The sequence below is a fragment of the Flavobacterium sp. 270 genome, assembly GCF_004368785.1.
GTDB lineage: Bacteria > Bacteroidota > Bacteroidia > Flavobacteriales > Flavobacteriaceae > Flavobacterium.
The window spans coordinates 810,259-835,007 of the sequence record NZ_SODM01000001.1 but is presented as its reverse complement, the minus strand read 5'-3'; the positions used below and the strand labels follow the sequence as shown (position 1 = coordinate 835,007).

The 24,749-nt window shown below is 32.2% G+C and carries 25 protein-coding genes; 9 read left to right on the top strand and 16 right to left on the bottom strand.

Annotated elements, in window-relative coordinates:
* Position 1: 1 nt before the first annotated feature.
* The 3 genes from EV144_RS03555 to prmA form a co-directional block, all read right to left on the bottom strand.
* Positions 2 to 1,273, bottom strand: a complete 1,272-nt coding sequence (locus tag EV144_RS03555; protein ID WP_134146250.1) for a sterol desaturase family protein — start codon at positions 1,271 to 1,273, stop codon at positions 2 to 4.
* A gap of 63 nt (positions 1,274 to 1,336) precedes the next feature.
* Complete coding sequence (locus EV144_RS03550; RefSeq protein ID WP_134146248.1) at positions 1,337 to 1,612, bottom strand: ATP-dependent Clp protease adaptor ClpS; 276 nt, start codon at positions 1,610 to 1,612, stop codon at positions 1,337 to 1,339.
* Between the two features lie 34 nt (positions 1,613 to 1,646).
* A complete protein-coding gene (gene prmA, locus EV144_RS03545) occupies positions 1,647 to 2,480 on the bottom strand; it encodes a 50S ribosomal protein L11 methyltransferase (protein ID WP_134146246.1) in 834 nt (277 codons plus the stop codon).
* A 124-nt stretch (positions 2,481 to 2,604) separates the two neighbouring features.
* Here prmA and EV144_RS03540 point away from each other — a divergent pair, with 124 nt between their 5' ends.
* Both EV144_RS03540 and EV144_RS03535 read left to right on the top strand, forming a co-directional pair.
* A complete protein-coding gene (locus EV144_RS03540) occupies positions 2,605 to 3,741 on the top strand; it encodes a hypothetical protein (RefSeq protein ID WP_134146244.1) in 1,137 nt (378 codons plus the stop codon).
* Positions 3,701 to 6,034: a hypothetical protein gene (locus EV144_RS03535; protein ID WP_134146242.1), complete on the top strand. Its 2,334-nt coding sequence runs from the start codon at positions 3,701 to 3,703 to the stop codon at positions 6,032 to 6,034. The genes EV144_RS03540 and EV144_RS03535 overlap by 41 nt, the downstream gene beginning before the upstream one ends.
* Positions 6,035 to 6,149: 115 nt before the next feature.
* On the opposite strand, the gene tpiA is transcribed toward EV144_RS03535, so the two are convergent.
* The 6 genes from tpiA to EV144_RS03505 form a co-directional block, all read right to left on the bottom strand.
* Positions 6,150 to 6,902, bottom strand: coding sequence for a triose-phosphate isomerase (tpiA, locus tag EV144_RS03530; RefSeq protein WP_134146240.1), 753 nt, complete (start codon positions 6,900 to 6,902; stop codon positions 6,150 to 6,152).
* 90 nt (positions 6,903 to 6,992) lie between these two features.
* Complete coding sequence (locus tag EV144_RS03525; protein WP_134146238.1) at positions 6,993 to 7,490, bottom strand: TlpA family protein disulfide reductase; 498 nt, start codon at positions 7,488 to 7,490, stop codon at positions 6,993 to 6,995.
* A 292-nt stretch (positions 7,491 to 7,782) separates the two neighbouring features.
* On the bottom strand, positions 7,783 to 8,445 hold the full coding sequence (locus EV144_RS03520) for an alpha/beta hydrolase (protein ID WP_134146236.1): 663 nt from the start codon (positions 8,443 to 8,445) through the stop codon (positions 7,783 to 7,785).
* Between the two features lie 41 nt (positions 8,446 to 8,486).
* Complete coding sequence (locus EV144_RS03515; RefSeq protein WP_134146234.1) at positions 8,487 to 8,957, bottom strand: hypothetical protein; 471 nt, start codon at positions 8,955 to 8,957, stop codon at positions 8,487 to 8,489.
* A gap of 116 nt (positions 8,958 to 9,073) precedes the next feature.
* Complete coding sequence (locus EV144_RS03510; protein ID WP_134146232.1) at positions 9,074 to 10,195, bottom strand: BT_3928 family protein; 1,122 nt, start codon at positions 10,193 to 10,195, stop codon at positions 9,074 to 9,076.
* Between the two features lie 84 nt (positions 10,196 to 10,279).
* Positions 10,280 to 10,822 (bottom strand): DUF1599 domain-containing protein, encoded by a 543-nt coding sequence (locus tag EV144_RS03505; protein ID WP_134146230.1) that lies wholly within the window; start codon positions 10,820 to 10,822, stop codon positions 10,280 to 10,282.
* A 158-nt stretch (positions 10,823 to 10,980) separates the two neighbouring features.
* On the opposite strand from EV144_RS03505, the gene folP reads away from it, so the two are divergent.
* Positions 10,981 to 11,805: a dihydropteroate synthase gene (gene folP, locus EV144_RS03500; RefSeq protein ID WP_134146228.1), complete on the top strand. Its 825-nt coding sequence runs from the start codon at positions 10,981 to 10,983 to the stop codon at positions 11,803 to 11,805.
* Positions 11,806 to 12,188: 383 nt separating this feature from the next.
* A complete protein-coding gene (locus EV144_RS24320) occupies positions 12,189 to 13,274 on the top strand; it encodes a hypothetical protein (protein WP_243854607.1) in 1,086 nt (361 codons plus the stop codon).
* Positions 13,275 to 13,361: 87 nt separating this feature from the next.
* Here the strand turns inward: EV144_RS24320 and rlmH are convergent, their stop codons facing one another.
* The 7 genes from rlmH to EV144_RS03460 form a co-directional block, all read right to left on the bottom strand.
* Positions 13,362 to 13,835: a 23S rRNA (pseudouridine(1915)-N(3))-methyltransferase RlmH gene (gene rlmH / locus EV144_RS03490; protein WP_134146226.1), complete on the bottom strand. Its 474-nt coding sequence runs from the start codon at positions 13,833 to 13,835 to the stop codon at positions 13,362 to 13,364.
* 118 nt (positions 13,836 to 13,953) lie between these two features.
* Positions 13,954 to 14,268: an antibiotic biosynthesis monooxygenase family protein gene (locus tag EV144_RS03485; protein ID WP_134146224.1), complete on the bottom strand. Its 315-nt coding sequence runs from the start codon at positions 14,266 to 14,268 to the stop codon at positions 13,954 to 13,956.
* Between the two features lie 88 nt (positions 14,269 to 14,356).
* The gene (locus EV144_RS03480; RefSeq protein WP_134146222.1) at positions 14,357 to 15,772 is read right to left on the bottom strand and encodes an adenosine deaminase; all 1,416 of its coding nucleotides are present in this window, start codon (positions 15,770 to 15,772) and stop codon (positions 14,357 to 14,359) included.
* A gap of 216 nt (positions 15,773 to 15,988) precedes the next feature.
* A complete protein-coding gene (locus EV144_RS03475) occupies positions 15,989 to 16,273 on the bottom strand; it encodes a GNAT family N-acetyltransferase (protein WP_134146220.1) in 285 nt (94 codons plus the stop codon).
* Positions 16,274 to 16,279: 6 nt separating this feature from the next.
* Positions 16,280 to 16,675, bottom strand: coding sequence for an OsmC family protein (locus EV144_RS03470; RefSeq protein ID WP_134146218.1), 396 nt, complete (start codon positions 16,673 to 16,675; stop codon positions 16,280 to 16,282).
* A 2-nt stretch (positions 16,676 to 16,677) separates the two neighbouring features.
* On the bottom strand, positions 16,678 to 17,559 hold the full coding sequence (locus EV144_RS03465; protein WP_134146216.1) for a pirin family protein: 882 nt from the start codon (positions 17,557 to 17,559) through the stop codon (positions 16,678 to 16,680).
* Positions 17,560 to 17,823: 264 nt separating this feature from the next.
* Entirely contained in the window at positions 17,824 to 18,924 is a 1,101-nt protein-coding gene (locus EV144_RS03460; RefSeq protein ID WP_134146214.1) for a DNA alkylation repair protein, read from the bottom strand.
* A 214-nt stretch (positions 18,925 to 19,138) separates the two neighbouring features.
* Between EV144_RS03460 and nadC the strand changes: the two genes are divergently transcribed.
* The 5 genes from nadC to priA all read left to right on the top strand — a co-directional run bounded on the left by nadC (position 19,139) and on the right by priA (position 24,749).
* The gene (gene nadC / locus EV144_RS03455; protein WP_134146213.1) at positions 19,139 to 19,996 is read left to right on the top strand and encodes a carboxylating nicotinate-nucleotide diphosphorylase; all 858 of its coding nucleotides are present in this window, start codon (positions 19,139 to 19,141) and stop codon (positions 19,994 to 19,996) included.
* Between the two features lie 144 nt (positions 19,997 to 20,140).
* A complete protein-coding gene (locus tag EV144_RS03450; protein WP_134146211.1) occupies positions 20,141 to 21,061 on the top strand; it encodes a YihY/virulence factor BrkB family protein in 921 nt (306 codons plus the stop codon).
* A 4-nt stretch (positions 21,062 to 21,065) separates the two neighbouring features.
* On the top strand, positions 21,066 to 21,497 hold the full coding sequence (locus EV144_RS03445; protein WP_134146209.1) for a DUF2147 domain-containing protein: 432 nt from the start codon (positions 21,066 to 21,068) through the stop codon (positions 21,495 to 21,497).
* 24 nt (positions 21,498 to 21,521) lie between these two features.
* A complete protein-coding gene (gene bla-B1-FLAV / locus EV144_RS03440) occupies positions 21,522 to 22,274 on the top strand; it encodes a subclass B1 metallo-beta-lactamase (protein WP_134146207.1) in 753 nt (250 codons plus the stop codon).
* A gap of 24 nt (positions 22,275 to 22,298) precedes the next feature.
* A complete protein-coding gene (gene priA / locus EV144_RS03435; RefSeq protein WP_134146205.1) occupies positions 22,299 to 24,749 on the top strand; it encodes a primosomal protein N' in 2,451 nt (816 codons plus the stop codon).

Sequence of the window (24,749 nt, the reverse complement as noted above, 5' to 3'; positions counted from 1 at the left end):
GTTATGAAGTTACGGTTTGGTTTTGGTTCGTTTTAAAATCTATCGTTACAAAATAGATAGAAGCTAAAAGCGATAAGCTAAAATAACTAAAAATGATGTAATTACTAGAGGAAAAAACATGATTTAAACCAAACCAATCGCCATAATACATTATAATCGCGATTACGACAACAAAACGAAGTCCTTCCCAAAGAACAGCGTACTTGCTTTTGTCCATTAACTCTGTATAACTATAAATAGTGGTAAAAATAAAAAAACCGTAAATAAAGATGTTAGGCAAACCAATTTTGGCAATATTATCAAACAAATAACTCACAAACAAAAGCGTGATTAATACTTGTGCCACAGACCAATAAATTAGTTTTTGAGAATTTTGCGTGCCGTATTTATTAAAATCAAAAACATTCTCAATTTTGTTTACAGGATATAATTCTTCAAAATTTTCTGGTCTCCAGCCCGTTGGTTTAAACCAAATAGTCAATTTATCTTTCCATTTTGGTGCGTGCCACGCATCTTTAATCAATAAAGTCAAATGCTGAAAATTAATACGAATTGGGTTCCAGGTATTTGCCGGCCTTGTAATACCAAAAACTGGCGGAACATTATCTAGTTCTTCCTGAAAAGTCCCAAAAAGTTTATCCCAAAAAATAAAGATCTGCGAATGATTTTTGTCTAAATATTCTGGATTTATAGCATGATGTACCCGATGATGAGAAGGCGTTACAAGAATTTTTTCTACAAAACCCATTTTTTTAATGTGTTTGGTATGATACCAAAACTGAAGAAATAAATGAAGCGGTAAAGTAATAGCAATCACCGTGGCCGGAACGCCAAGCAACGCTGCAGGAATCAATAGAAAAGTAAATAGATTTAGTAAACTTGCAATGGGCTGTCTTAAAGCGCAGGCAAGATTAAATTCTTCACTGCTGTGATGAATGGCGTGTTTATTCCACAAAAAATTAATTTGATGTGCCAGTCTGTGGCTCCAATAGCCATAAAAATCAATTACAAAAAAAGCAATGAAATAGGAGAGAACACTAACTTCTAAATGCTGTAAAGCAATTTTAGAAACCAGCCATTCATACGAAAGAAAAGTTACACTAAGCCCCAAAACATCTTTTACAGAATTGGTAATTCCAGAGCTTATACTGGACACGCTGTCTATTAAAGGCGCAGTATCGTCTTTCTTATAAATGCCGTAAATTTTCTCGATTACAATTAATGTCAAAAAAATAGGCATTGCGATAATTAATATCTTTCCGTATTCTTCCATAAAAAAACATTCAATTTTATTCAAATATAAAATAAAATTGAATGTTTTTTATATTATTCGCAATTAAACAATTTCGGCGCTTAGTCCAGCTTCCAAAAGTTGTGTACATTGTGGTTTTAATTTATCCATCGGACCTGTCTTTACCGTGCATTTTCCGTTGTAATGTACAATTAAGGAACATTGCTCTGCCTGCTCGGGTGTGTGGCTGCAAACACGCATTAAAGTCTCAATTACGTGATCAAAAGTGTTTACGTCGTCATTGTAAACAATGATTTCGTTATTAAAACCAACAGCTTCTTTTTCCCGAACCCTCTCTTTTACTTTTTCTTTAGTACTCATTTTTTTTAGTTTTTTGTACTGTTGTAATTACTAACTAATTTACGTATTTTAATGAAACCCAGTTGTTTCTTTGAAATTTTTTAACATAAGTCAAACCTTTTTCTGTGCACGAAGCATCGATAAACGGAATGTCTTCTTCGTAGAAACCACTGAATAATATAGTTCCTTTTGGATTCAAAGAATCTACATAAGTCTGCATATCGTTCAACAAAATATTACGGTTGATATTTGCAATAATCAAATCGTAACTTTTACCTGGCAATAAGGCAGCATCGCCTTCATAAACGGTAATATGTTTACAGTTATTGCGTTCAGCATTTTCGATAGAATTCAAATAACACCAATTGTCAATATCAATAGCGTCAATTGGCTGAGCACCTTTCATTTCGGCTAAAATAGCCAAAATTGCAGTACCACAACCCATATCCAAAGTTTTCATGCCTTCAACATTCATTTCTAATAAATGCTGAATCATCATGTGTGTAGTTTCATGATGTCCCGTTCCGAAACTCATTTTAGGTTCGATTACGATATCAAATTCAGCATCCGTTTTTTCGTGAAAAGGAGCGCGAACATGGCATTTTCCATCAACATCAATCGGTTCAAAATTCTTTTCCCATTCTTCGTTCCAGTTTACCTGATCGATTTCTTCAACTGTATATTCAATCTTAAATTCTTCCGATTGTAAAATATAAATGTCGTCCAGAATATTCTCGTCCCATAAATCTTTCTTTACATATGCAGAGATTCCGGTTTCTGTTTCAGTAAAAGTTTCAAATGCTTTTTCGCCTAATTCAGCAATTAGAATTTCTGATCCTGGTTCTTTTGGTTCAATTGTAAAATGATACCCTAAATATATATTCGACATAAATAATTTTTTTGCAAAGGTAAGAATACAAAGCAGAAGTTGTTTATAAATATTCTATATCCTTACATTAATTAGTGTTAATTTTGAGTTGAATTTGAGTTGAATTTGTAAGGATTTTTAAAATATGAAGAATATCATTTTTATTTTGCTTTTTGCAGCGTTAAATGGAGCGAGCTGTGAAAAAGAACACGAAGTAGTTCGGTCATTTTGTTATTGGAAAACAGAGCTGAATTTTCAAAAAGAAGAAGATTCGCTGATGAAAAATATGAATGTAAAACATCTGTATGTTCGTTTTTTTGATGTCGATTGGAATCCGTACTCAAAAGAACCGCTGCCGGTTGCCACCATAAAAGATATTAATCTGAGTAAAAGTAATCCTGATATAACGCCAAGTATTTTTATTACGAATGAAGTTGTTTTGCAGTCTAATAAAAAACAATTAGACAGTTTAGCGGCCAGAATTGCCAGACGCGTTCAGAAAATTGGCATTGCAATGAATGAAAATTTAGCCCAAACACGAACTTACGAAATAATGTATCCGGAAGTTAATACCAGAAAAGAAAATGCTAAACCATTAAATTATGATTCTGTAAAAGCAGCAGAATTGTCAAAATTAAAAGTTGATTTTAAAGAAATTCTAATTGATTGCGATTGGACAGAAAAATCAAAGGAGAATTATTTTTATCTGCTTAAAAGAATAAAAGAAAATTCACCGGCTTCTAAAATTGCTTCAACAATTAGACTTTGGCAATATAAATATGCCGAAAAAGCCGGAACACCGCCAGTAGATAAAGGTTTGCTAATGTGTTATAACCTGACAAAACCAGACGATTTTAAGACCAAAAATTCTATCGGAACCAGCGATGAATTGGCGCAATATATTACACACGGCGATTATAAGCTCCCATTGGATATTGCGTTGCCTTTGTACAGCTGGGCAGTCGTTTTTAGGGGAAATCAGTTTAAAGGAATTTTATCTGATTATAATGAATTGAGAAGTGATACTATAAAACTAAAGAAAACAGATACAGATAAATATGTTTTGCAAGACGATATTTTGGTAGGGCAGACGTATTTGCGAAATGGTGATGAAATTAGAATTGAGAAAATTTCTGATAAAGAATTAGACAAAATGATTTCGATTATCAAAGACAAAATTAAGATTGACAACCAAACCAGAGTTACGTTTTTCTCTTTTGATAATAAATACATAAACGATTATGGAACACAAAACATATCCGATTTTTATGCGCGTTTTTAGCAGTTTACTTTTAGTTTTAAGCTTTCAGGTTTCTTTTGCCTGTGGTTGGAGTATATCGGGAGAAGCCAGCAGATTGAGTTTGTTTAGAGCACAACGGGAAGGTTTTTTTAAACTCATGCCATTTTATTATGCCGCAGACAGCTATTATTTTACAGATAAATTTTCTGATGCGGACAAGGAATTAAATTGTTTAGAATGGAAGAAAAAATTAGGAAATCAGATTAATACAGATGATGTTAATTTCATTTTATATCAAACCGATGCAGAACAATTTGAAACCGCTTATGAAACAAATTCTTTAAAAAAGGTTTTTGAGAAAAACACTTTTATAGAAACTTTATTGCGACCTAAAAACAAAGCTTTTTTAGAATATATTTTGTTTGCCAAAAAACTGGAATACAACAGTAATACTGATGTAAAATGGGAATCGTGGGAAACTATTGGTTATCAAAGTAAAGATCATAAACTAGCAGACGTAAATAATTTTGATAAAAAGATTAGCAAAGCAAAAGATGCTTTTTTAAAACAGCGTTATGCTTTTTTAATTTTAAGATACAGTTTTTACAGCGAAGATAAAGAAGAAGTTATTCGTTTATACGATACCTATTTTGCCAATAATAAAAACACAATTTTAGAGCCGTGGGCATTGTATTATAAAGCTTTGTGTATTGATAATCTGCCTTTGCAAAACTATTTGTTAAGTAAAGTTTTTGCAACTTGCGAAGAAAAATCGTTTGCCGTTTTACAGCATTATAATTGGAAATTAACGCAGGAAACATTGGCTTTAGCACAAAACGATGAAGAACGAAGCGTAATTTTATCCATTGAAGGTTTTCGCAATCCGGCGCCAGATTTAAAAAATATTGAAGAAGTCTATAAATTAAGTCCAAATAGTATGTATTTGAGCTTTTTGATTGGAAGAGAAATCAATAAACTCGAAGATTGGATTTTTACGCCTCAATACACAACTGGATCTCCATCGGTTGTTTTTAATGAAGAAGTTTGGTATCAGAATTATGTGAAAGCAAAAGAAGAAAATTTCTCTAAAGATATTTTGTATTTAAGACAAGTAAAAGACTTTTTGATAAGTATTCGTGAACAAACTTCTGGAGAGCAAAAAGAGTATGTAACAACAGCAATTGCACAACTTTGTTTTATTGATGATGAGGTAGATTTAGGGAAAAAATATACCAATATGATTTCTGCGAATGCTAATGCGTCTATACAAATGCAGAAAAATATTCAGCTTGCTTTGGTCGCATTAAAACAAGAAGATCTAAAGAGTGAAAAAGTACAAAATCAGCTTTTTACTTATTTCGATTCTGTTGAAAATTTAGTAGAACAAGACAACGGATTATTTAAAAATCTGTACACTTTATACCGAATTGCCAGTGATGAATTTTTCAAAAAAGGCGATAGAGTTACGGCTGGATTATTGTTTATGAAATCGGAGAATAAAAATGCAGGAGATTATTCGATCTACAATAATCCGTATTATTACACGTATATTGGTTATTTTGACCGTCACGCCACCGTAGAAGATACAGATCGTTTGATTGCTTTACAGCAGAAAAAAGATAAAACGCCTTTTGAAAAATATATTTGCTCCGGAACTATTGCGCCAAATGCAGATTATTACAGAGATCTAAAAGGAACAATTGCTTTTAGAAACAATAATTTAGAATTGGCTTACAGCACCTTTTCTAGTATGCCAAAAGATTTCTGGGATAAAAATTATGAGTACAAAAGTTATCTAAACGAAAATCCATTTCTACCAAAAATATTGCAAAAAGATAAAGAACGAAAATTCGATTATCATTTTAATAAAACCGATTTTATTGCCAAATTGATCGAGCTGAAAAAACAAAATACAGCAGAAAGCAATCTGCAATTGGCACACGCTTATTTTAATGTTTCGTATTTAGGAAATTCCTGGATGATGCTGGCATATGACTGGTCGTCTGGAAGTGATTCTTATATCGATTATATTTATGGAGAAAACAGTGAGACAGAAAAGAAATATCAAAATGGAAATTACTACGGCTTAAAATTGGCTAAATTCTATTATGAAAAAGCATTAAAAATGGCTAAAACTAGAGACCAGAAAGCAATGGCGAGTTTAATGCTTTTTGAATGTAATTATTACGGTTTCTACGCCGATTATGTGGCTGTAGAAGACAAACCAAGTCCGTTTAAAGCAGGCAAGGAGTTATATGATTTTTATTCGGTTTATAAAACTACTTCAACTTTCAAAAAATACGATTGCCCGATGCTGCAATGGTTTATAAATTAGGCTTTTTAAAGTTAGGAGTTTAGAGTTATAAGTTATAAGTGAAGAAATAATAAGCATAAAAAAAGCGTTCGCTATGCGAACGCTTTTTTTTATATAAGGATTTTAAAATCTAAAATTAGATAGCCGTAACAATAGCTAAGAAATCATCTGCTTTTAAAGCTGCACCACCAATAAGACCACCGTCTACATCTGGTTTAGAGAAAATTTCTTTAGCGTTTTCTGGTTTTACAGAACCACCGTATAAAATAGAGACTTCGTCAGCGATATCAGCTCCAAAAGCTTTACGTACCACTTCTCTAATAAATTCGTGCATTTCTTGTGCTTGCTCTGGTGAAGCAGTTTCTCCAGTTCCGATAGCCCAAACAGGCTCGTAAGCTAGAACAACTTTAGACCAAGATTCTTTTGCAATATGAAATAAACCGTCACGTAATTGATTTTCAACAATATTGAAATGATTTCCAGATTGACGATCTTTTAATTCTTCTCCAAAACAGAAAATAACTGTCATGTCATGTTTTAATGCTGTATCTACTTTATTAGCAATTAAAGCATCACTTTCGTGAAAAATAGCTCTACGCTCAGAGTGACCAAGAATCACTGTATTTACACCAATACTAGTTAACATTTCTGCAGAAATTTCTCCAGTAAAAGCACCGCCTTCAGCTTGGTGAACGTTTTGAGCAGAAACACTAATAGTAGTGTTTTTTACTTTTGCAGCTGCAGCTTGTAAATTTACAAATGTTGGAGCCACAATAACTTGTGCATTTGTTTGCGCTGGTATTTTAGTAATTAATTCACTTAATAATTCTTCAGTCTGTGCTGCGTTTTTATGCATTTTCCAGTTTCCTGCAACAATCTTTTTTCTCATTTTGGTAGTTTTTGTTTTCTTTTAATTTTTGTTTTTTGAAGTTTTATTTTCATTTGTATTGCAATTGATTTTTTGCAATTGACATTGAAATTATTTTTTTAACCCTTGTAATGTAGCGTTGATTTTATCAAAATCAGTTTCGATAGCGCGGTACAATACAATTTTACCCGTTTTGTCAACAATAATATATCTCGGAATCCAATCCAAATCAATTGCTTTTCCAAAAACACCTTTCATACCGTCATTCATCATAAAATGATCGCCGTTAAGTGCGTGTTTATCAATTCCGATTTTCCATTTTTCAGCCGTTTTATCAGCAGAAAGGAATAAGTAAGAAACATCAGGATTATTGGCTTGAAGTTCTTTTACTTTAGGCATTGCTTTTACACAGTCACCGCACCAAGAAGCCCAAACTTCGATAACCAAAGTTTTTCCTTTGTATTTTTTTAATATTTTTTTAAAAGTAATTTGATTTCCGTCAAGAGTTAATAATTTTTCAGACAAAGCTCCTTCAGAGAAACTTGTTTTTTGTGCTTGAGAACATGAAAAAGTAATAAATGCAATTAGTAATAAAGCAATTTGTTTCATATAAGTTTATTGTTATTTTAAATATAGTACTGAATTCACAAAGTTAATCAAACAATTCGAATGCCAAATGGAGATTAACAAAATTTGAACACAGCATTATTTTATCACAAAACCAGAAATTTCGGTTAGAAAATTGGGTCTGAAATCGTAATAGTTCGTTGTGAAAATTGATTTTTTGAGTGAAATTTCGAGAATCGATTTTTTAAGGAATAAAAAAATGATGTTTTTTTATTTGTCTAAAGTAAAAAACAGATAAAAAAACGTCGTGAAAAATGTTTTTGAACTTTAGATTTTATTTAAGCTCATAATCTCCATTAGCCCATTTTTTAGACGGAACAATCCATTCGTCTAAAGCTTTGTATAAAAAGCCATGTTTGAGATTGGTATTCAATTCGATTTCTTTAAAATGATTTACTTTCAGCTTTGAAGTTTCTTTACGTTTAATCGCAGACACGCCATAGATATCTGATTTCTCGTAAATCGTTAAAATATTACCACAGAAATTAATATCTGGAATTTCTGTAATATCTATAGCTCGAAAACAACCAATAAAAACAAAATTCACATCTGGATTTTCCAGATAAGTAGAAACGTATTGTGCGATGTAACCACCTTTTGAAGTTCCGATTACGGTAATTTTATTTGGCTTAACTCCTTTTTTTAGAAGACCTTTAATTTGTTTTACAACCTTTTCTGCATAATCTGCGGCATTGGTATCTTTCTTTCTCTTTTCGCTGAAAACAATAAAGTTAGAAGCTTTAAAAGAATTAATAATTTCGTTGTATTCGGCTTTTCCATATTCTGGATGCGCAACGTTGAGGTCGTTTTCTTCGATAAATTTATTGTGAAGGAAAAAGATGTAGGCTTGATCTGGATTTGTTTTTGTTTGGGTAAAACCTGAAATGCTAAAAAATAAGATAAATAGAAAAAAGATTTGATTAAATAAATTTTTCATTGTGGTTTTTATTTAGATTTTATAACTGCATTTTAGAATTATTATTTATGTTCAACTGTTAAAGGTTTTGGAACATTCGTATAAAAACTTAAAACTTCTTCTGCATCTTCTTTACTCAGGTATTTTAAATCTGTATTTTTAATAGTTTCTTCAGTACTTTGCATTGATCGAGACAGGATTAATTTAAAAACCTCTTTTTTCTCTTCTAGATTTTTTTTGTTTTTGCTAAGATAACCTTCATAGGCATTTGCCATTTGAAGCCAAATTTCTATTTCACTTTCAGGATGTAAATCTCTTTTAAAATCTGTTATAGTCTGCTCCAAACTGCTTTTATCAACTTCTGCAAATACATTGTGAATAGTTTTTATCTTTTCTATTTGTTCTGAGGTTAAAGAATCATGAACAATAGTATTGATATGAAGTTCATTTGGATTAATTTGTTGAACCTGACTTTGTTTGTTGTTGCAAGATAGAATTAGAAATAAGAAAAGAAAAGAAGTGTAATTTTTCATTAATTGAAATTTATAAGATTTTTAATGTTTGCAATTATTCAAATATATATGATAAAAATAAACGCCAATAATCTATAAAAAGAATATTGGCGTCAACTAAAATAATATATTATTTTCTAAAGGCTATAAGCAATGTCAGAAAACTTTAAATCATCAGCATCGTTATAATGTACTTTCTGAACCACAGTCCCTTTATGTAAAACTACAATACTTGGATTTGCTCTTTCTATTGTTTTAAGAGCTGTTGCATCACAGAAATAAAAATCAACATTTAAGCCGTATTGTTTCTTTGCTTTTGCAATTTCTTCTGGGCCAGAAGCTGTCATTCCAATAACTTTATATCCTTTTGCTTTTGCCTCCTGATTTACTTTTTCCAGTTTTTTCATTCCCGCTGGATCAGATAAAGCCAAATCATAAGTAACAAAAATTACTAATTTTGGTTCTTTTAATAATTCTTCTTTATAATCAGAATCGTCTTTTACCATTGTAAAATCATGAATTGGAGGCACATAACCTTCTGTAATCACTTTGTCTTTTCTGTCTACAAAAGTGGCTCCGGCTGGAATATTACCTAATTCTTTTTCGGTAAATTCTTTGTCAACTCCGTTTACTTTATAGATGAAAATCATTTCTACAACAGATTTTGGCGCGCCTTCCGGAATTTCCATTCCTTTCTCGATATTGTTTCCAACTTTAAACGGACGGAAATCTTTTATCGGATTGTGATTTAAAACCCAAACCGCCATAAATGCACATAAAACAACGCTTACATAAACTGCAAAATTGGTTTGTGGCGTAGAAAATAATGGTTTAATTAATCGTTGATTAATGAATAAAATTAAGATAAAGAAAAGCAATACAACATCTTTAGTAAATGACTGCCAAGGCGTTAAATGTAAAGCGTCTCCAAAACAACCACAATCTTTTACCACATCAAAATAAGCAGAGTAGAAGGTAAGGAATGTAAAGAAAACGATTAAAAGTAAAAGAGCCCAAATGGTCATTTTAGATTTGTAACCCACCAATAACATTACTCCTAAAACTACTTCTAAAATCACTAAAAATATCGCTAATCCTAAAGCCAAAGGCTCTAAAAAAGGCATATTGAAAACCGGCTCGCTAAAATATTCTGCCAGTTTATAAGAGAAACCAACTGGATCATTCAGTTTTATTAATCCGGAAATGATAAAAAGTACGCCGACAAAAATGCGGGAGAATTGAGTAATTATGTTTTTCATGGGGTGATTTATTTAAATTCCAATTTTTTAAATCCCAAATTCCAAGTTTTCAGTATTGGAATTTGGGATTTTAGTATTGGATTTTTATTTATTAATTGGATTTAATATTAAAGCAAAAACAGAATAATTAATCATATCCTGATAATTAGCATCGATACCTTCAGAAACGATAGTTTTTCCTTTATTGTCTTCAATTTGTTTTACACGAAGGAGTTTTTGGAGGATCAAATCGGTAAGCGAACTCACGCGCATATCGCGCCACGCCTCGCCGTAATCATGGTTTTTGGCTTCCATTAAATCTTTGGTTATTTTAACTTGAGCATCGTATAATTCGGTTGCTTTTTCTACGTTTAAATCTGGCTGGTCTACAACACCTAACTCTAACTGAATCAAAGCCATAATTGAATAATTGATAATGCCGATGAATTCTCCTTTTTCGTCTTCATCAACTTTACGAATTTCATTTTCTTGTAAACTTCTGATTCTTTGTGCTTTTATGAAAATTTGATCTGTAAGCGAAGGCAGTCGTAAAATACGCCATGCACTGCCGTAATCTGTCATTTTATTGATAAACAAAGTGCGGCAAACCGTAATTACATTATCAAATTCTAAGGAAGTATTCTTCATTTATATGCTGTATATTTGCTAAAATTTCTTCAAAAATAAGGATTATATTATATAGTTTCAAGTTTCAGGTTTTCTTTGTTTCAAGTTTTTTCTAAACAAATTGTTAATGGCAACCTGAAACTTAAAACTTCAAACCTGAAACAAAAACTTAAAGCAAAATGTTTATAAACTGTAAAGGCCGTTTGATAGATTTGAGTATTCCTAAAATAATGGGAATTCTAAATGTAACTCCAAATTCTTTTTTTGACGGCGGAAAATATAATAACGAATCTGAAATACTTCCTCAGGTAGAAAAAATGCTTTCTGAAGGCGCAGATTTTATCGATATCGGTGCATATTCCAGTAAACCAAGTGCAGAATTTGTGACTGAACAAGAAGAAATTGAGCGCATTGTTCCGGTGATTGAATTGATTTTGAAGCATTTTCCGGATACATTATTATCGATTGATACTTTTAGAGCTGAAGTTGCAAAAGCAAGTATAGAAAGCGGTGCAGCAATTATAAATGATATTGCAGCGGGCGGACTTGACGAAAATATGTTTGATGTAATTGCCAAATACAATGTTCCGTACATAATGATGCACATGCGCGGTAATCCGCAGACCATGCAGAGTATGACGCAATATGAAGATATTATAAAAGAAATGCTTTTTTATTTTTCTGAAAAAGTGGCAAAAGCAAGAAGTTTAGGAATCAACGATTTAATTATGGATCCTGGTTTTGGTTTTGCCAAAACAACTGATCAGAATTATGAAGTAATGCAGAAAATGGAACTTTTTAATCTTTTAGAATTGCCTGTTTTGTCTGGAATTTCGAGAAAATCGATGATTTATAAAACATTAAATAATACACCGCAAGAAGCCTTAAACGGAACTACATTCTTAAATACAATTGCTTTGACAAAAGGCGCAAAAATTCTTCGTGTTCATGATGTGAAAGAGGCGGTAGAATGTGTTACTTTGTTTAATAAACTTAATCTATAATAAAACATTTAATTTTTATGAATCTATTTAATTTCAAATTGGTAATTCTAGGTTTTTTAATTGTTTTATTTATGTTTTTGTGTAATTCTTTATATCTATTACTATGTTCTATATTTAGGATTAGAGTTTTAGAATTTTCAATTTTTGTAAGCCCAAGATTTTCTCTGTACACTAAAAAAATCGGAGAAACTAATTTTATTTTGGGATGGCTTCCGACTAGTTCTTTTATAAATATATTTGGGAAAACTTCAGAAATAGAAGAGCAGCGTGCTATTGCAGAACAAGATTTGCCTTTTGCTTTTTTTACTAAGAGATTATATAAAAAAATAATAATTCTATTCGTTCCTACAATTATATGCTCTATTGGTATTATTTGTTCGTTTATGATATTAAAATATCAAAATAATTTATGGAGTATAGATTATGTTTTTACTTATTTGAAAGCAGCTTTACAAGCTATGTTTGGTACTGACAAAGATGTATTACAATTAAAAATATTAAGTAATAAATATATTTATATTGATGAAAACAATGTTATTCTTTTTAGTTACTTTTTGATTTTGTGTGTATTACTGTTTTGTTCTGTAATTGATAATTTTTGCAATTTCTTGAGATTCAATTTTTCTGATTCTGATTCTAAAATAAAAAAAACAGGAACTATTATCCTGATGTTTCTTCCCGCATTTTTAGTAGTTTGGAAAGTTCCGGGTTTGATTTTTAAATATTATACCGTAACAGAAATTTTAAGTTATTTAATTGATGCTTTTTTAGGAATACTTGTATTTGGAAGTGTTCTGTTTTTTATTACTATATTCAGTTTCAAATTGTTTAAACTAAAATTTTTCAGCATTCTGTTGGTTATTTCTCTTCTTGTTTCCTGCGGAAAAAAAGAAGACGTTTTATTACCAAAATCAAACGTTTCAATCGTTAAAAACGTAGAAGATCTTTCGCCGATTTATATCTTTTTTAAAATCGATGGCAAAGATACTATTGCAGAGGTAAACCGAAAAAACAGCATCATTTCTACCAATTGGATTTTTAATATTGATAAACGTTTACCGCTAAAATTAGTAATTCCGGAAGTGATAAAACTACAGGAAAAAAAGCGCGCCGAAAAAGCACACAAAAACGAAAAAGCTGAAAACTATTATTCGTATGCCGATTCAATCGGAAAGAATTTAGCTTTTGTTCCTTTCACGAAAGTGTATTATAAAATGGAAAGACCAAATAAAGAAAATTTTGTGGTTTACTTTACGAAAGGTAAAAAACAGGTTTTTATGGGAAATGTGGAAATAAAAATATCAGAAATATTAAAGCAATTTTACAGTATAAAATTTAATAAAGTACCAGATTTAGTATTTGTATTTGATAAGAATATGAGTTACGAAGAATATCTTCAATATAAAATTTTACTGCATAAACATGTGACTTACAATCTTGATAGACTTCCAGTAGAATTTATCTTGTAAACTTAATTTTAAAGTAAGCTTTGCGACTTAGCGTCTTTGCGGCTAATAACCTAAAACCTAAAACAAAGAAAACCTGAAACAAAATCTTTACTGATGATGATAAGGTTCATTTCTTAAAATAGTAAATCCGCGGTACAATTGTTCGATAAAAAATAAACGTACCATTTGATGTGAAAACGTCATTAGCGAAAGCGAAATTTTCCCTTGCGCTTTACTATAAACCGTATCCGAAAATCCGTAAGGTCCGCCGATTACAAAAACCAGGGTTTTAATACCCGAATTCATTTTCTTTTGCAGTTCTTCAGAAAAACCAACGCTCGAGAAGTTTTTTCCATTTTCATCCAACAAAATCAATTGATCGGTTGGCGTAAGTTTCGAAAGAATCAATTCGCCTTCTTTTTCTTTTTGCTGACTTTCAGATAAATTCTTAACGTTTTTAATGTCAGGAATAATCTCCAAATCAAATTTGATATAAAAAGACAAACGCTTCGTATAATCGTCGATTAAAGTTTGTAAAGCTTTATTGTCTGTTTTGCCAATGGCGATAAGTTTGATATTCATTGTTTTGTTTTTTTGCCACAGATTTTATGGATTAACACGGATTATTTTTTTGCCACGAATTACACGAATTTTCACGAATTAATACTTAAAGAAATCTGTGCCAATCCGTTTAATCGATCTAATCTGTGTGCTTTTTTTTATTTTCAAAAACGGTTTCAAAATGCTCTACAACAGGAAAAGGTTCGTAATAATGATGTAAAAGCTTTTTCCATTCTAAATATTCGGAAGAAGTTCTGAAACCAACTGTATGGTCTTCGAGCGTATTCCAATCAACCAATAAAAGATATTTGTTTTCAACTTCAAGACATTTTTCTAAACGATGCCCTAAATAACCATCGATAGACGAAATATACTGACTTGCTTTGGCAAAGTCATTTTCAAATTGATGTGCCAAATCAGGTTTTACATAAAGAAAAGCAGCTTCCAGAATCATATAATCTTATTTGAAATATCTGCCAAATCTGCTAAATCTGCGGGAACTATATTTTTCTCTCGCAGATTTAGCAGATTCAGCTGATTTTTTAATTGTTAGAGAATTTTGTCTCAAAAGTTTTAAAATGATTATCCAAATCTTTCAAAAGTTGTTTTTTTACAGATTCATCTTTAATAAAACTGTAATTTATACTGTTGTAAACGTATTTTTTAATCGTTTCGTAAGTTACATCAGGATATCTTTTTGCCAGTAAAACATATTGTTCTGTCATATTGGTTCTCAGAATTCCGGCGTCGTCTGTACTGATTACAATTGGCACGTTAAACTCTTTATAAAGCGAAAATGGATGTCTGTTTTCTTTTACTTTCAATATAAATTCATTGCTAGCTAAATTGATCTCAATCGGAATATTATTTTTTGTCATATAACGTAATAAATCATATGAATTAGCTTCGTAAGCAATATCAACTCCGTGTCCAATTCTATTAGCACCGGCAATATATATAGCCGAATTTATGTGCCATGTTAATTCTTCCGGTTGTACCAATCCTAAAGTTAATTCGCCCGCATGAAGCGTATATTTTACGTCGCTGTATTTTGCATGACAGTATTTAAACATAATCATGTGCAGCCAATAATCTTTCATAGAATTATCGCCATGTTCGGGAGAAACAATATTTACCCCGGCAACCAATTTGCTGTCGTTTGCTGAGATAAAAGCAATCACTAGATTTTTGAATAAATCTACCGGTTCCATAAAACGAAGCACAAAATTTTGATAACGCATCGTAAAACGATCGTCGTCCATTTTAAGATCTTTGTGCAGTTTTGCTATAAAGTTGGTGTTGAAATCTTCGGCGTATTTTTTAGCGTCTTTTTGCTGTAAAGATTTGTACAATTCATCTAAAAGTTTAAAAGCCGCTTTTTCGTCTTTTTGTGTTTCTGTTTGGCGAAGTTTTGTATTGAAATCACTTAAATCAGAAACATTCATATCGCAGGGAATTGTAGATAATTGTGTTTCGATATAACTTACATTTTCGGCAATGGCGCGTTTTTTTAATTCGATTAAACCTTCAGCAAAATGACCTGCGATAGTGGTTTCGAATTTCTGGAAAGAATCAAAAAACAAATCATCAGAAGGAACAGATCCGTTGTAATCTTTTGCAGACCACGTTTGCATAACCTGTTGTTTGTAAAAATCTAGTTTTCCGTTATTTTTAAGCGAAGAAAAAGTTTCCCAATTGCCTTTTGCTGGTTTGGTTTTAGAAACTGCCATAGATTCTAAATTCAGATAAAAGTCTTCTGCAATAGCTCTTTCCAGAAGAGGTTCTGCGTAAACAGATCCTGAAAAATGGTGGTGTAAATCGCCTCCTTTAGGCATTTGTTGAAAAAAAGCAGTAGAAAGTGCTTCGTTGTTTCTAATTTTTTCTAAATATGTCGCAGCCGTTTGAGAAAAGCCAATTTGAGCAATAAAAAAACAGAAAAATGTAATTATCCTTGTCATAGTCTAGGTTTAAATTACATGCAAATGTAAGAGTTTTAGAGGAGATTTGAAAATTTTTGTTAAAGCTTCAAAGCTTCAGAGTGTCAGAGCTTCAAAGGTTCAGAGGTTCAAAGGTTAGGTTCAAAGAGAGCATCCTTAATAATTAAAGAGATAAAAAAAGACGCACATCTGTGCGTCTCTATTATAGTAAGTAAAAAGCCTCTGAACCTCTGTTTCTTAAGAAGAAAGTACATCTCGTATATCTTCAACCTTATCAAAAACACTTTTTGCAAAAGGACAAAGCGGAATTATTTTTACGTTATTTGTTCTGGCATAATCTACAACGGCCATCAAAAGTTTTTTACCAACACCTTTTCCTCCAAATTCATCACTGACTTCTGTGTGATCTATAATAAATTTAGAATCTCCGGCCCAGGTATAAGTCATTTTGCCAGCTTCTTTTCCGTCTTCTACAGCCTCAAAATAGCCTTTTCTGGTATCGTTTATTTGTTGAATTTCCATTGATTATTATATTAATGTAGTTTTAATTTCTATTGAATGTGTTAGTGTTTTATGTATTGGGCAACTGTTCGCAATTACCTCTAATCGCTGTCTTTGCGTTTCATCGACCTCGCCAATTACTTCTATTTTTCTTGTAAATACCGATACACTTCGTTCAGAATCTCTTTCAAAATCAATTTTTACGTTTATCTCAGAGACTTCCCATTGTTTACGATTAATGTACATTCGTAAAGTTATTACTGTGCAGGAAGCCAATGAAGCTGCTAAAAGTTCTGTCGGATTTAGACCTAAATTTTTACCGCCAATTTCCTGAGGTTCATCTGCAATTAGGATATTGCCACTTGCTGATTTTATTTCGGTGCGATATAATCGCGTGTCAATTTGTGCTGCTATAGTATCCATAGTTATTTGATTCTTGGTTCAGGTAATGGTACAAATTCGGTTTCTCCCGGAACTTTTGGGAATGTTTGTGCTGTCCAGTCTCTTTTGGCTTTTTCGATTAATTCTTTATCAGAAGAAACAAAATTCCAAAAGATAAAATGTTCTTCCGGAAACGGAGTTCCTCCAAAAATATAAACGGTAGAATTTGCTGTAATTTCAAACTCACATAAAGTGCTGTCGTTGGTAATCAGGATTTGTTTTGGGTCGTAAGTATGTTCACCACTTTTAATGCTTCCTTCCAAAATATACAAACCGCTTTCTCCAAATAAATCTTTTCCGATATTGATTTTTTGAGTCGTTTCGCTTTTTATTTCAATGAAATATAACGGACTATAAACAGGAACTGGCGATTTTCTGCCAAAAGCTTCTCCGGCAATTAATTTATAAGAAACGCCATTTTCTTCCCAATGCGGAATATCAGATGCTTCAACATGAGCAAAATTCGGATCCATTTGTTCTAATTCTTTCGGAAGCGCAACCCAAATCTGAAGTCCGTGAAGCATTTTATCAGAATGTCTTAAATATTCTGGCGTTCTTTCAGAATGTACAATTCCTTTTCCAGCCGTCATCCAGTTTACAGCGCCAGGTTTTATTTCTAATTCTGTTCCCAAACTATCACGGTGCATAATGCTTCCTTCAAATAAAAAAGTAAGAGTAGAAAGTCCGATATGCGGATGTGGGGGCACATCCATGTTTTCATGGTCACTCAAATGTGCAGGTCCCATATGATCGATAAATACAAAGGGTCCAACGGCTCTTTTTTCACGAAAGGGAAGTAATCTCCCTACCATAAAATTGCCAATATTAGCGGCGCGTTCTTCGATTATTAAACTGATGTTTGACATGTGGTATTTTTTAGTTGAAACAAAATTACAGTTGTGATGGAAATTTGTAACTTAATTTAGATTAACAAATTTTATTTTTGGTATTAACTATAAAAGTAAGAAAAAGGAATGAGTATGCAATTCATTTATGTTATTGTAAAGTAAAGTCTAGTTTTGTCAGGCTGAGCGAAGTCGAAGCCCCGCAAAGTGATTCAGCATGAGAGCTTCGACTTCGCTCAGCCTGACAAAAATGGAGAAATTTGTGCTAATTAGTGCAATTCGTGTTTAATCTTTCAATTCAAATTTCAAACTTTCACTCTCAGTTCCATTAATAATAATAGAAAGTTCATGAATTCCCGTATGAAAAACGCGGGTTGTGATTATTTTGAAAGATTGATTTCTTTCGACTTTAATTAATTGATTAGGCTGATAGATTTTTTCACTTATTTTGAATACTTTTTTTGCTAAATGTCCTTTTGCTTTTTTATAATGAACAGCATATTCTAAACGAACTGTTTTGGGGTCTTTATTAAGGTTTTTCAGGTTGAATTGAAACTGCAGATATTCTCCAATTTTTACAACAGGCGTTTTAATTTCGAAATCAGAAAGTTCAATATTAGAACTTTCTAAACCATAATGACTTAGAATTTCGGGATGACCTTGTTTTAATAAAGTTCTTGATCCGTGTTTAATAATTCCGTCGGTTTCTTTACTCAAACCTTTCCATTTTCCGGCAATTTCCAGCACAATTTCGGGGTTATCTTTAGCAATATCATTCAAACTATTAGCAACGCTTCGACGTACATATTCAGAGGGATCGTTTTTTAGATTTTCTAAAATAGGCAAAATCGAAGTTGGATCTTTCTTCAAAAACGGAATTGCCGCTGCCCACGGCAACCTCGAACGGCTTCCTTCGCTGGCTAAACGGCGTACATGAGCACTTTCATGCAAAGACCATTTTGTCATTTCGTCGATCATTTTTTCTTTGTATTTTAAAATGAACGGACGAACGGCAAACTCACAGCTAATAAATTGTGTAATAGAAACAAAGGCTTTTGCCGAAGTTTTAAAATCGTCTAAACCGTACATTTCGATATAATCGGCAAAAAAGATAAACGCCAGATTTCCTTCTGTAAATTTATTTTTCTTTAGCTTATTAATGATTTTATCAATTGCAGCTGTGGCTTCGCCAAAATTCTCCGGCATAAACTGATGCAAGACAACAGTAGTATGTTTCATTCGGTCTTTCCATTCTTTTTGAGCAAAATCGCCTTCATAAATGGTATCGATAAACTTTTGTTTATTGAATCCCGGAAGTACTTCGGCGACAGCCTGACCAAAATTTTCGTAAAAAGCAACCGAGTAAATATCTTTAATTAGTCCCATAATTTTGTTTAATGAACCTCAAAGATATTTAATGTTTCTTAAAATTAAAGTCGGTTTTAGTATGAAAATTTAAATATGCAGGTGTTTTTATTTTTTAAGTTTTTTCTTTCAATAATTAAACTGTATTTTTGAGTTTTAAAATTTTTAGAAGTGCCGAAGCTTTTAAATCCACAAAATATATCCTATTTTAGCATCTTAATAAAATGTATAAAAAATGATTAGCGAAGTACAATTTCAAGCCGAATTAAAATTATTAATTAGTAATGCAATTCGCGAAGATGTAGGCTCAGGCGATTACAGCTCGTTAGCTTGTATACCAGAAAAAGCACACGGTCAAGCTAAATTATTAGTAAAAGATCAAGGCGTTATTGCAGGTGTTGCACTTGCAAAAATGATTTTTGAATATGTAGATCCTTCCTTAAAAATTAAAACTTTTATCGAAGACGGTACGCACGTAGAATATGGTGAAGTTGTTTTTGAGGTTTCGGGAAGTTCACAATCTATTTTAAGATCAGAAAGAGTAGTTCTTAATACCATGCAGCGTATGTCTGCAATTGCCACAAAAACAAGTCAATACGCAAAGTTGCTTGAAGGGACAGGTACTAAAATATTAGATACACGTAAAACAACGCCAAATTTTAGAGTAGCCGAAAAATGGGCTGTAAAAATCGGCGGTGGCGAAAACCATCGTTTTGCGCTTTATGATATGGTAATGCTAAAAGACAATCATATTGATTTTGCAGGAGGAATTACATTGGCGATTAAGAAAACCAAAGAATTTTTGAAAGAAAATAATCTGGATTTAAAAATTATTGTAGAAGCCAGAGATTTAGATGAAATTCGTGAAATCCTTTTGAGCGACGGCGTTCATAGAATCCTGATCGATAACTTTAATTATGAAGATACAAAAACTGCTGTACAGTTAATTGGCACAAAATGCCAGACAGAATCTTCGGGAAACATCAACGAAAAAACCATTAGAGAATATGCGTTATGCGGTGTAAATTATATTTCATCAGGAGCATTAACACATTCTGTTTACAACATGGATTTGAGTTTAAAAGCGTTTTAAAAGTTATGAGTTTTGAATTATAAGTTATGAGTTTAATTAGAATTGACTTAAATACTATTTTATAAATCTATATTCTAAAATCTATACTCTATATTCTAAAAATCAAAAATCTACATTCTAAAATCAAAAATCTAAAATAAAGCTATGTCTCAAGAGATAGAGAATCGGATTGAAAAAATACCGTTGCTGCGTTCTGTAGTTCGGCTTTTTAAAAACATAAAACTTCCGTGGTTAGAAGGTTTCTCCTTGTATGATCTCCTTGAAATGTACACTTTGGGAATTATTGAAGGAGCATTTTCGTATCATGCGAGTGCCGTTTCTTTTAGTTTTTTTATGGCTTTATTCCCGTTTGCCTTATTTATTTTAAACTTAATCCCTTTTATACCGATAGAAGGATTTCAGCAGGATTTTTTGCAGTTTGTACAGCAAGGCGTTCCTCCAAATACGTACGATGCAATCAATAAGATTATTAGTGATATCTTAAATAATAGTCATTCGGGATTATTATCATCGGGATTTTTGCTTTCTATTTTTTTGATGGCAAATGGTATTAACGGGATTTTAAGTGGTTTTGAATCTTCTAAACATGTCTTTGATAAACGTGGGTTTTTCAGCCAGTATTTAGTTGCGCTGGCGATTTCGCTCGTCATGACTATTATTTTGTTTGTTACAGTAGCTACAATTGTCGTTTTTGAGGTATTTATCCAAAAAACAATCATTCAGGATGTACTTAGTGACAACATTCCACTCATAATTTTAGGCCGATATTTATTTGTAGTTTTAATGATATTGATAACATCCTCAATATTATTACGTTATGGTACTAAACAGTACAATAAAGTGCCTTTTATAAGCATTGGATCCGTCTTTACAACCATCTTAATTGTTATATCTTCGTTCTTTTTTGGGATTTGGGTTATAAAATTTTCAAAATACAACGAACTTTATGGTTCTATTGGGACATTATTAATTCTAATGTTTTATATTTGGATAAACTGTATGATTCTGCTTTTAGGGTTCGAATTGAACGCTTCTATCAGAAAATTAAAACAAAAAAAGAAATAATATTATGAAAAATTGGATGTTAACGATTGGTGTATTCTTCCTAACAATAGGATCAATTCAGAGCCAGACTGTTATTGGAAAATGGAAAACGATTGATGACGAAACAGGTGAAGCAAAATCAGTTGTTGAGGTTTATGAGAAATCGGGTAAAGTATATGGTAAAGTTGTAGAGATTCTGCGTGAAAGCCATAAAAAAGATGTTTGTACTAAATGTGACGGAGCCGAAAAAAACAAGCCAATTTTAGGCATGGTTATTATTAACGGTCTTAAAAAAGACGGTGAGGAGTATAATGGAGGTACAATTTTAGATCCTACAAACGGTAAAAAATACAAATGTTATATTACATTAGATTCTGCTGATAAACTAAAACTTCGTGGTTATGTAGGAGTTGCTATTATGGGAAGAACGCAATACTGGACACGAGTGAAAAACTAAAAAATCATTTTTGAAATCATAAAAATGCGAAAATTAGCATCGATAATTTTTTTCTTAACCATACTGTCAAACAGCTTTGGACAAACTAAGAATTCGCCATTGCAAATAAGTCATCTTACGGGTGACTTTTATGTTTATAAAACTTTTCATGATTATAACGGAACTTTAATTTCTGCCAATGCGCTATATCTTGTAACCAGCAAAGGTGTTGTTTTATTTGATGCGCCCTGGGACGAAACCCAGTTTCAGCCTTTATTAGACACTATAAAAGCAAGACATAACAAAGAAGTTATAATGTGTTTTGCAACGCATTCTCATGATGATAGAGCAGGAGGAATTGCATTTTATAAACAAAAAGGAAAGACTTACTCTGGAAAACTTACCGATGAAATTTTAAAGAAAGAGAATAAACCAAGAGCCGAATTTATAGTGCCAAATGATACAATATTTACAGTTGGGCAGCATAAATTTGAAGTTTATTATCCGGGAAAGGGACATGCACCTGATAATATTATTGTTTGGTTTGATAAAGAAAAAGTGCTTTACGGAGCTTGTTTTATAAAAAGCGCTTCCGCGAAAGATTTAGGTTATCTTGCCGATTCTGATGTAAAAGAATGGGAAAAATCGATTAAAAAAGTACAGCAGAAATTTAAAAATCCGGTATATATTATTCCAGGTCATGAAGATTGGGCAGATACAACATCGCTCATTCATACTTTAAAATTAGTTCAGGAATATAATAACTCAAAAACGTCTAATAAATTAAATAAAAAGTAATTTTACAGATTATAAAATCTTTACATGTATTTCGTCGAAGTTATTTTACCGCTTTCTTTAGCTAAATCATTTACTTATCGTATTTCTGAAACTGAATTCCATTTTATAAAAAAAGGAATGCGGGTTACGGTGCCTTTTGGTAAAAGTAAAATATACACGGCGTTGGTTTTGGATATTCATGAAAATGCTCCAAACTTATACGAAGCAAAAGAAATTCATCAAATATTAGACGAAAAACCCATTGCGACCGAAATCCAGATTAAACACTGGCTTTGGATTGCAGATTATTATATGTGTGGTATTGGCGACGTGTACCGTGGTGCTTTTCCAAGTGGCTTATTATTAGAAAGTGAAACGATTATTTCGCATAAAGCGGATGTTGTTATAAATGACAGCGAACTTTCTGATGATGAATTTTTGATATACGAAGCATTACACCACCAAAGTTCTCTTAAAGTTCAGGATATAATCTCGATTTTAAATAAGAAAAACATTATCCCCATTCTTCAAAAAATGATTTCAAAAGATATTATTTTTTTAGAAGAAGAAATAAAAGAAAGTTACAAACCAAAGCTGATTCGTTATGTGAAATTACATACCAAATACGAAACAGACGAAGGTTTAGGACAATTGCTGGAAGTTCTTAAAAGTGCTGCTAAACAAAAAGAAATTGTTTTAGCTTATTTTCAATTAAGAGCTACAGAAAAGAAACCTATTACAGTTAAAAAATTAACCGAAGTTTCAAATTCAACTTCGGCAGTTGTAAAAGTATTAATAGAAAAAGAAATCCTTGAAGAATATTTTCTGCAGCACGATCGTGTTTCTTATCAAGGGCAAGCTTCGGACAAGCAATTGCAATTAAGCGAAGCTCAGGAAACAGCTTTTACAGCAATCAAACAAAATTTAATTGAGAAAGAAGTTTGTCTTCTTCATGGCTTAACGTCAAGCGGGAAAACAGAGATTTATATTAAGTTAATAGAAGAATATTTAGCACTTGGTAAACAAGTGTTGTATTTATTGCCGGAAATTGCACTTACTACGCAATTGGTTTCTCGTCTGCGTCTTCATTTTGGAGATAAAGTAGCGGTTTTTCATTCCAAATACAGTAATAATGAAAGAGTTGAGGTTTGGAAACAAACACTCGAAAATGCCGAAAAAGCACAGATCGTAATAGGAGCGAGGTCGGCTTTATTTCTGCCGTTTGCAAACTTAGGTTTATTGATTGTTGATGAAGAACATGAGCAGACTTTTAAACAAGTTGATCCTGCCCCAAGATATCATGCCAGAGATTCTGCAATAGTTTTGGCTAATTTTCATAAAGCCAAAGTGCTTTTAGGATCGGCAACGCCAAGCATAGAAACGTACTTTAATACACAAACCGATAAATACGGTTTAGTATCGCTTACAGAACGTTATAATAATGTTCGAATGCCTGAAATTCTTTTGGTCGATCTTAAAGACAAGCATTTTAGAAAACGAATGACGGGGCATTTTAGTGATCTTTTAATAGAAGAAATTGCCGAAGCTTTGTCTTTGGGTGAACAAGTGATTTTGTTTCAAAACAGAAGAGGATATTCGCCTATAATAGAATGTATGACTTGCGGGCACGTGCCGCATTGTCAGCAATGTGATGTGAGTTTGACTTTCCATAAACATAAAAATCAGCTTCGATGTCATTATTGCGGTTATGCTATTGCAAAACCAACCCATTGTCACAGCTGTTCTAGTATTGATTTGACCACAAAAGGTTTTGGAACAGAACAAATTGAGCAGGAATTATTGTCTCTTTTTCCGCAGGCTAAAACCAGCCGAATGGATCAGGACACAACGCGTGGTAAATTTGGATTTGAAAAAATCATTGATGCTTTTAAAAATAGAGAAATAGATATTTTGGTTGGAACTCAAATGCTGGCAAAAGGTTTGGATTTTGATAATGTAAGTCTTGTTGGAATTATGAATGCCGATAATATGTTGCATCATCCTGATTTTAGAGCTTTTGAGCGCAGTTATCAAATGATGACTCAGGTTGCCGGAAGAGCCGGAAGAGCAGAAAAACAAGGTAAAGTAGTTATTCAGACTTATAATCCGAATCACAATACGATTCAGCAGGTTACAAACCATAATTATATAGGTATGTATAAGGAACAGTTGTATGACCGTCAAATTTATAAATATCCGCCTTATTTCAGAATCATAAAGCTGACTTTGAAGCACAAGGATTTTGATAAATTAAAGGAAGGTTCTATGTGGCTGTATCAGGTTTTAAGCCAGAATTTGGGAATGCCTGTTCTCGGGCCAGAAGAGCCGGCGATAAGCAGAATCAGAAATGAATACATTCGTACTATCTTAATTAAAATTCCGCAGAATGTGCCGTTAGGAGGCACAAAAAAAACTATTCAGAAAATGCTGAATAGTTTTGAAGCTGTTGCTCAATACAGAGCTATAAAAGTTGTAATAAACGTCGATTTTTATTAA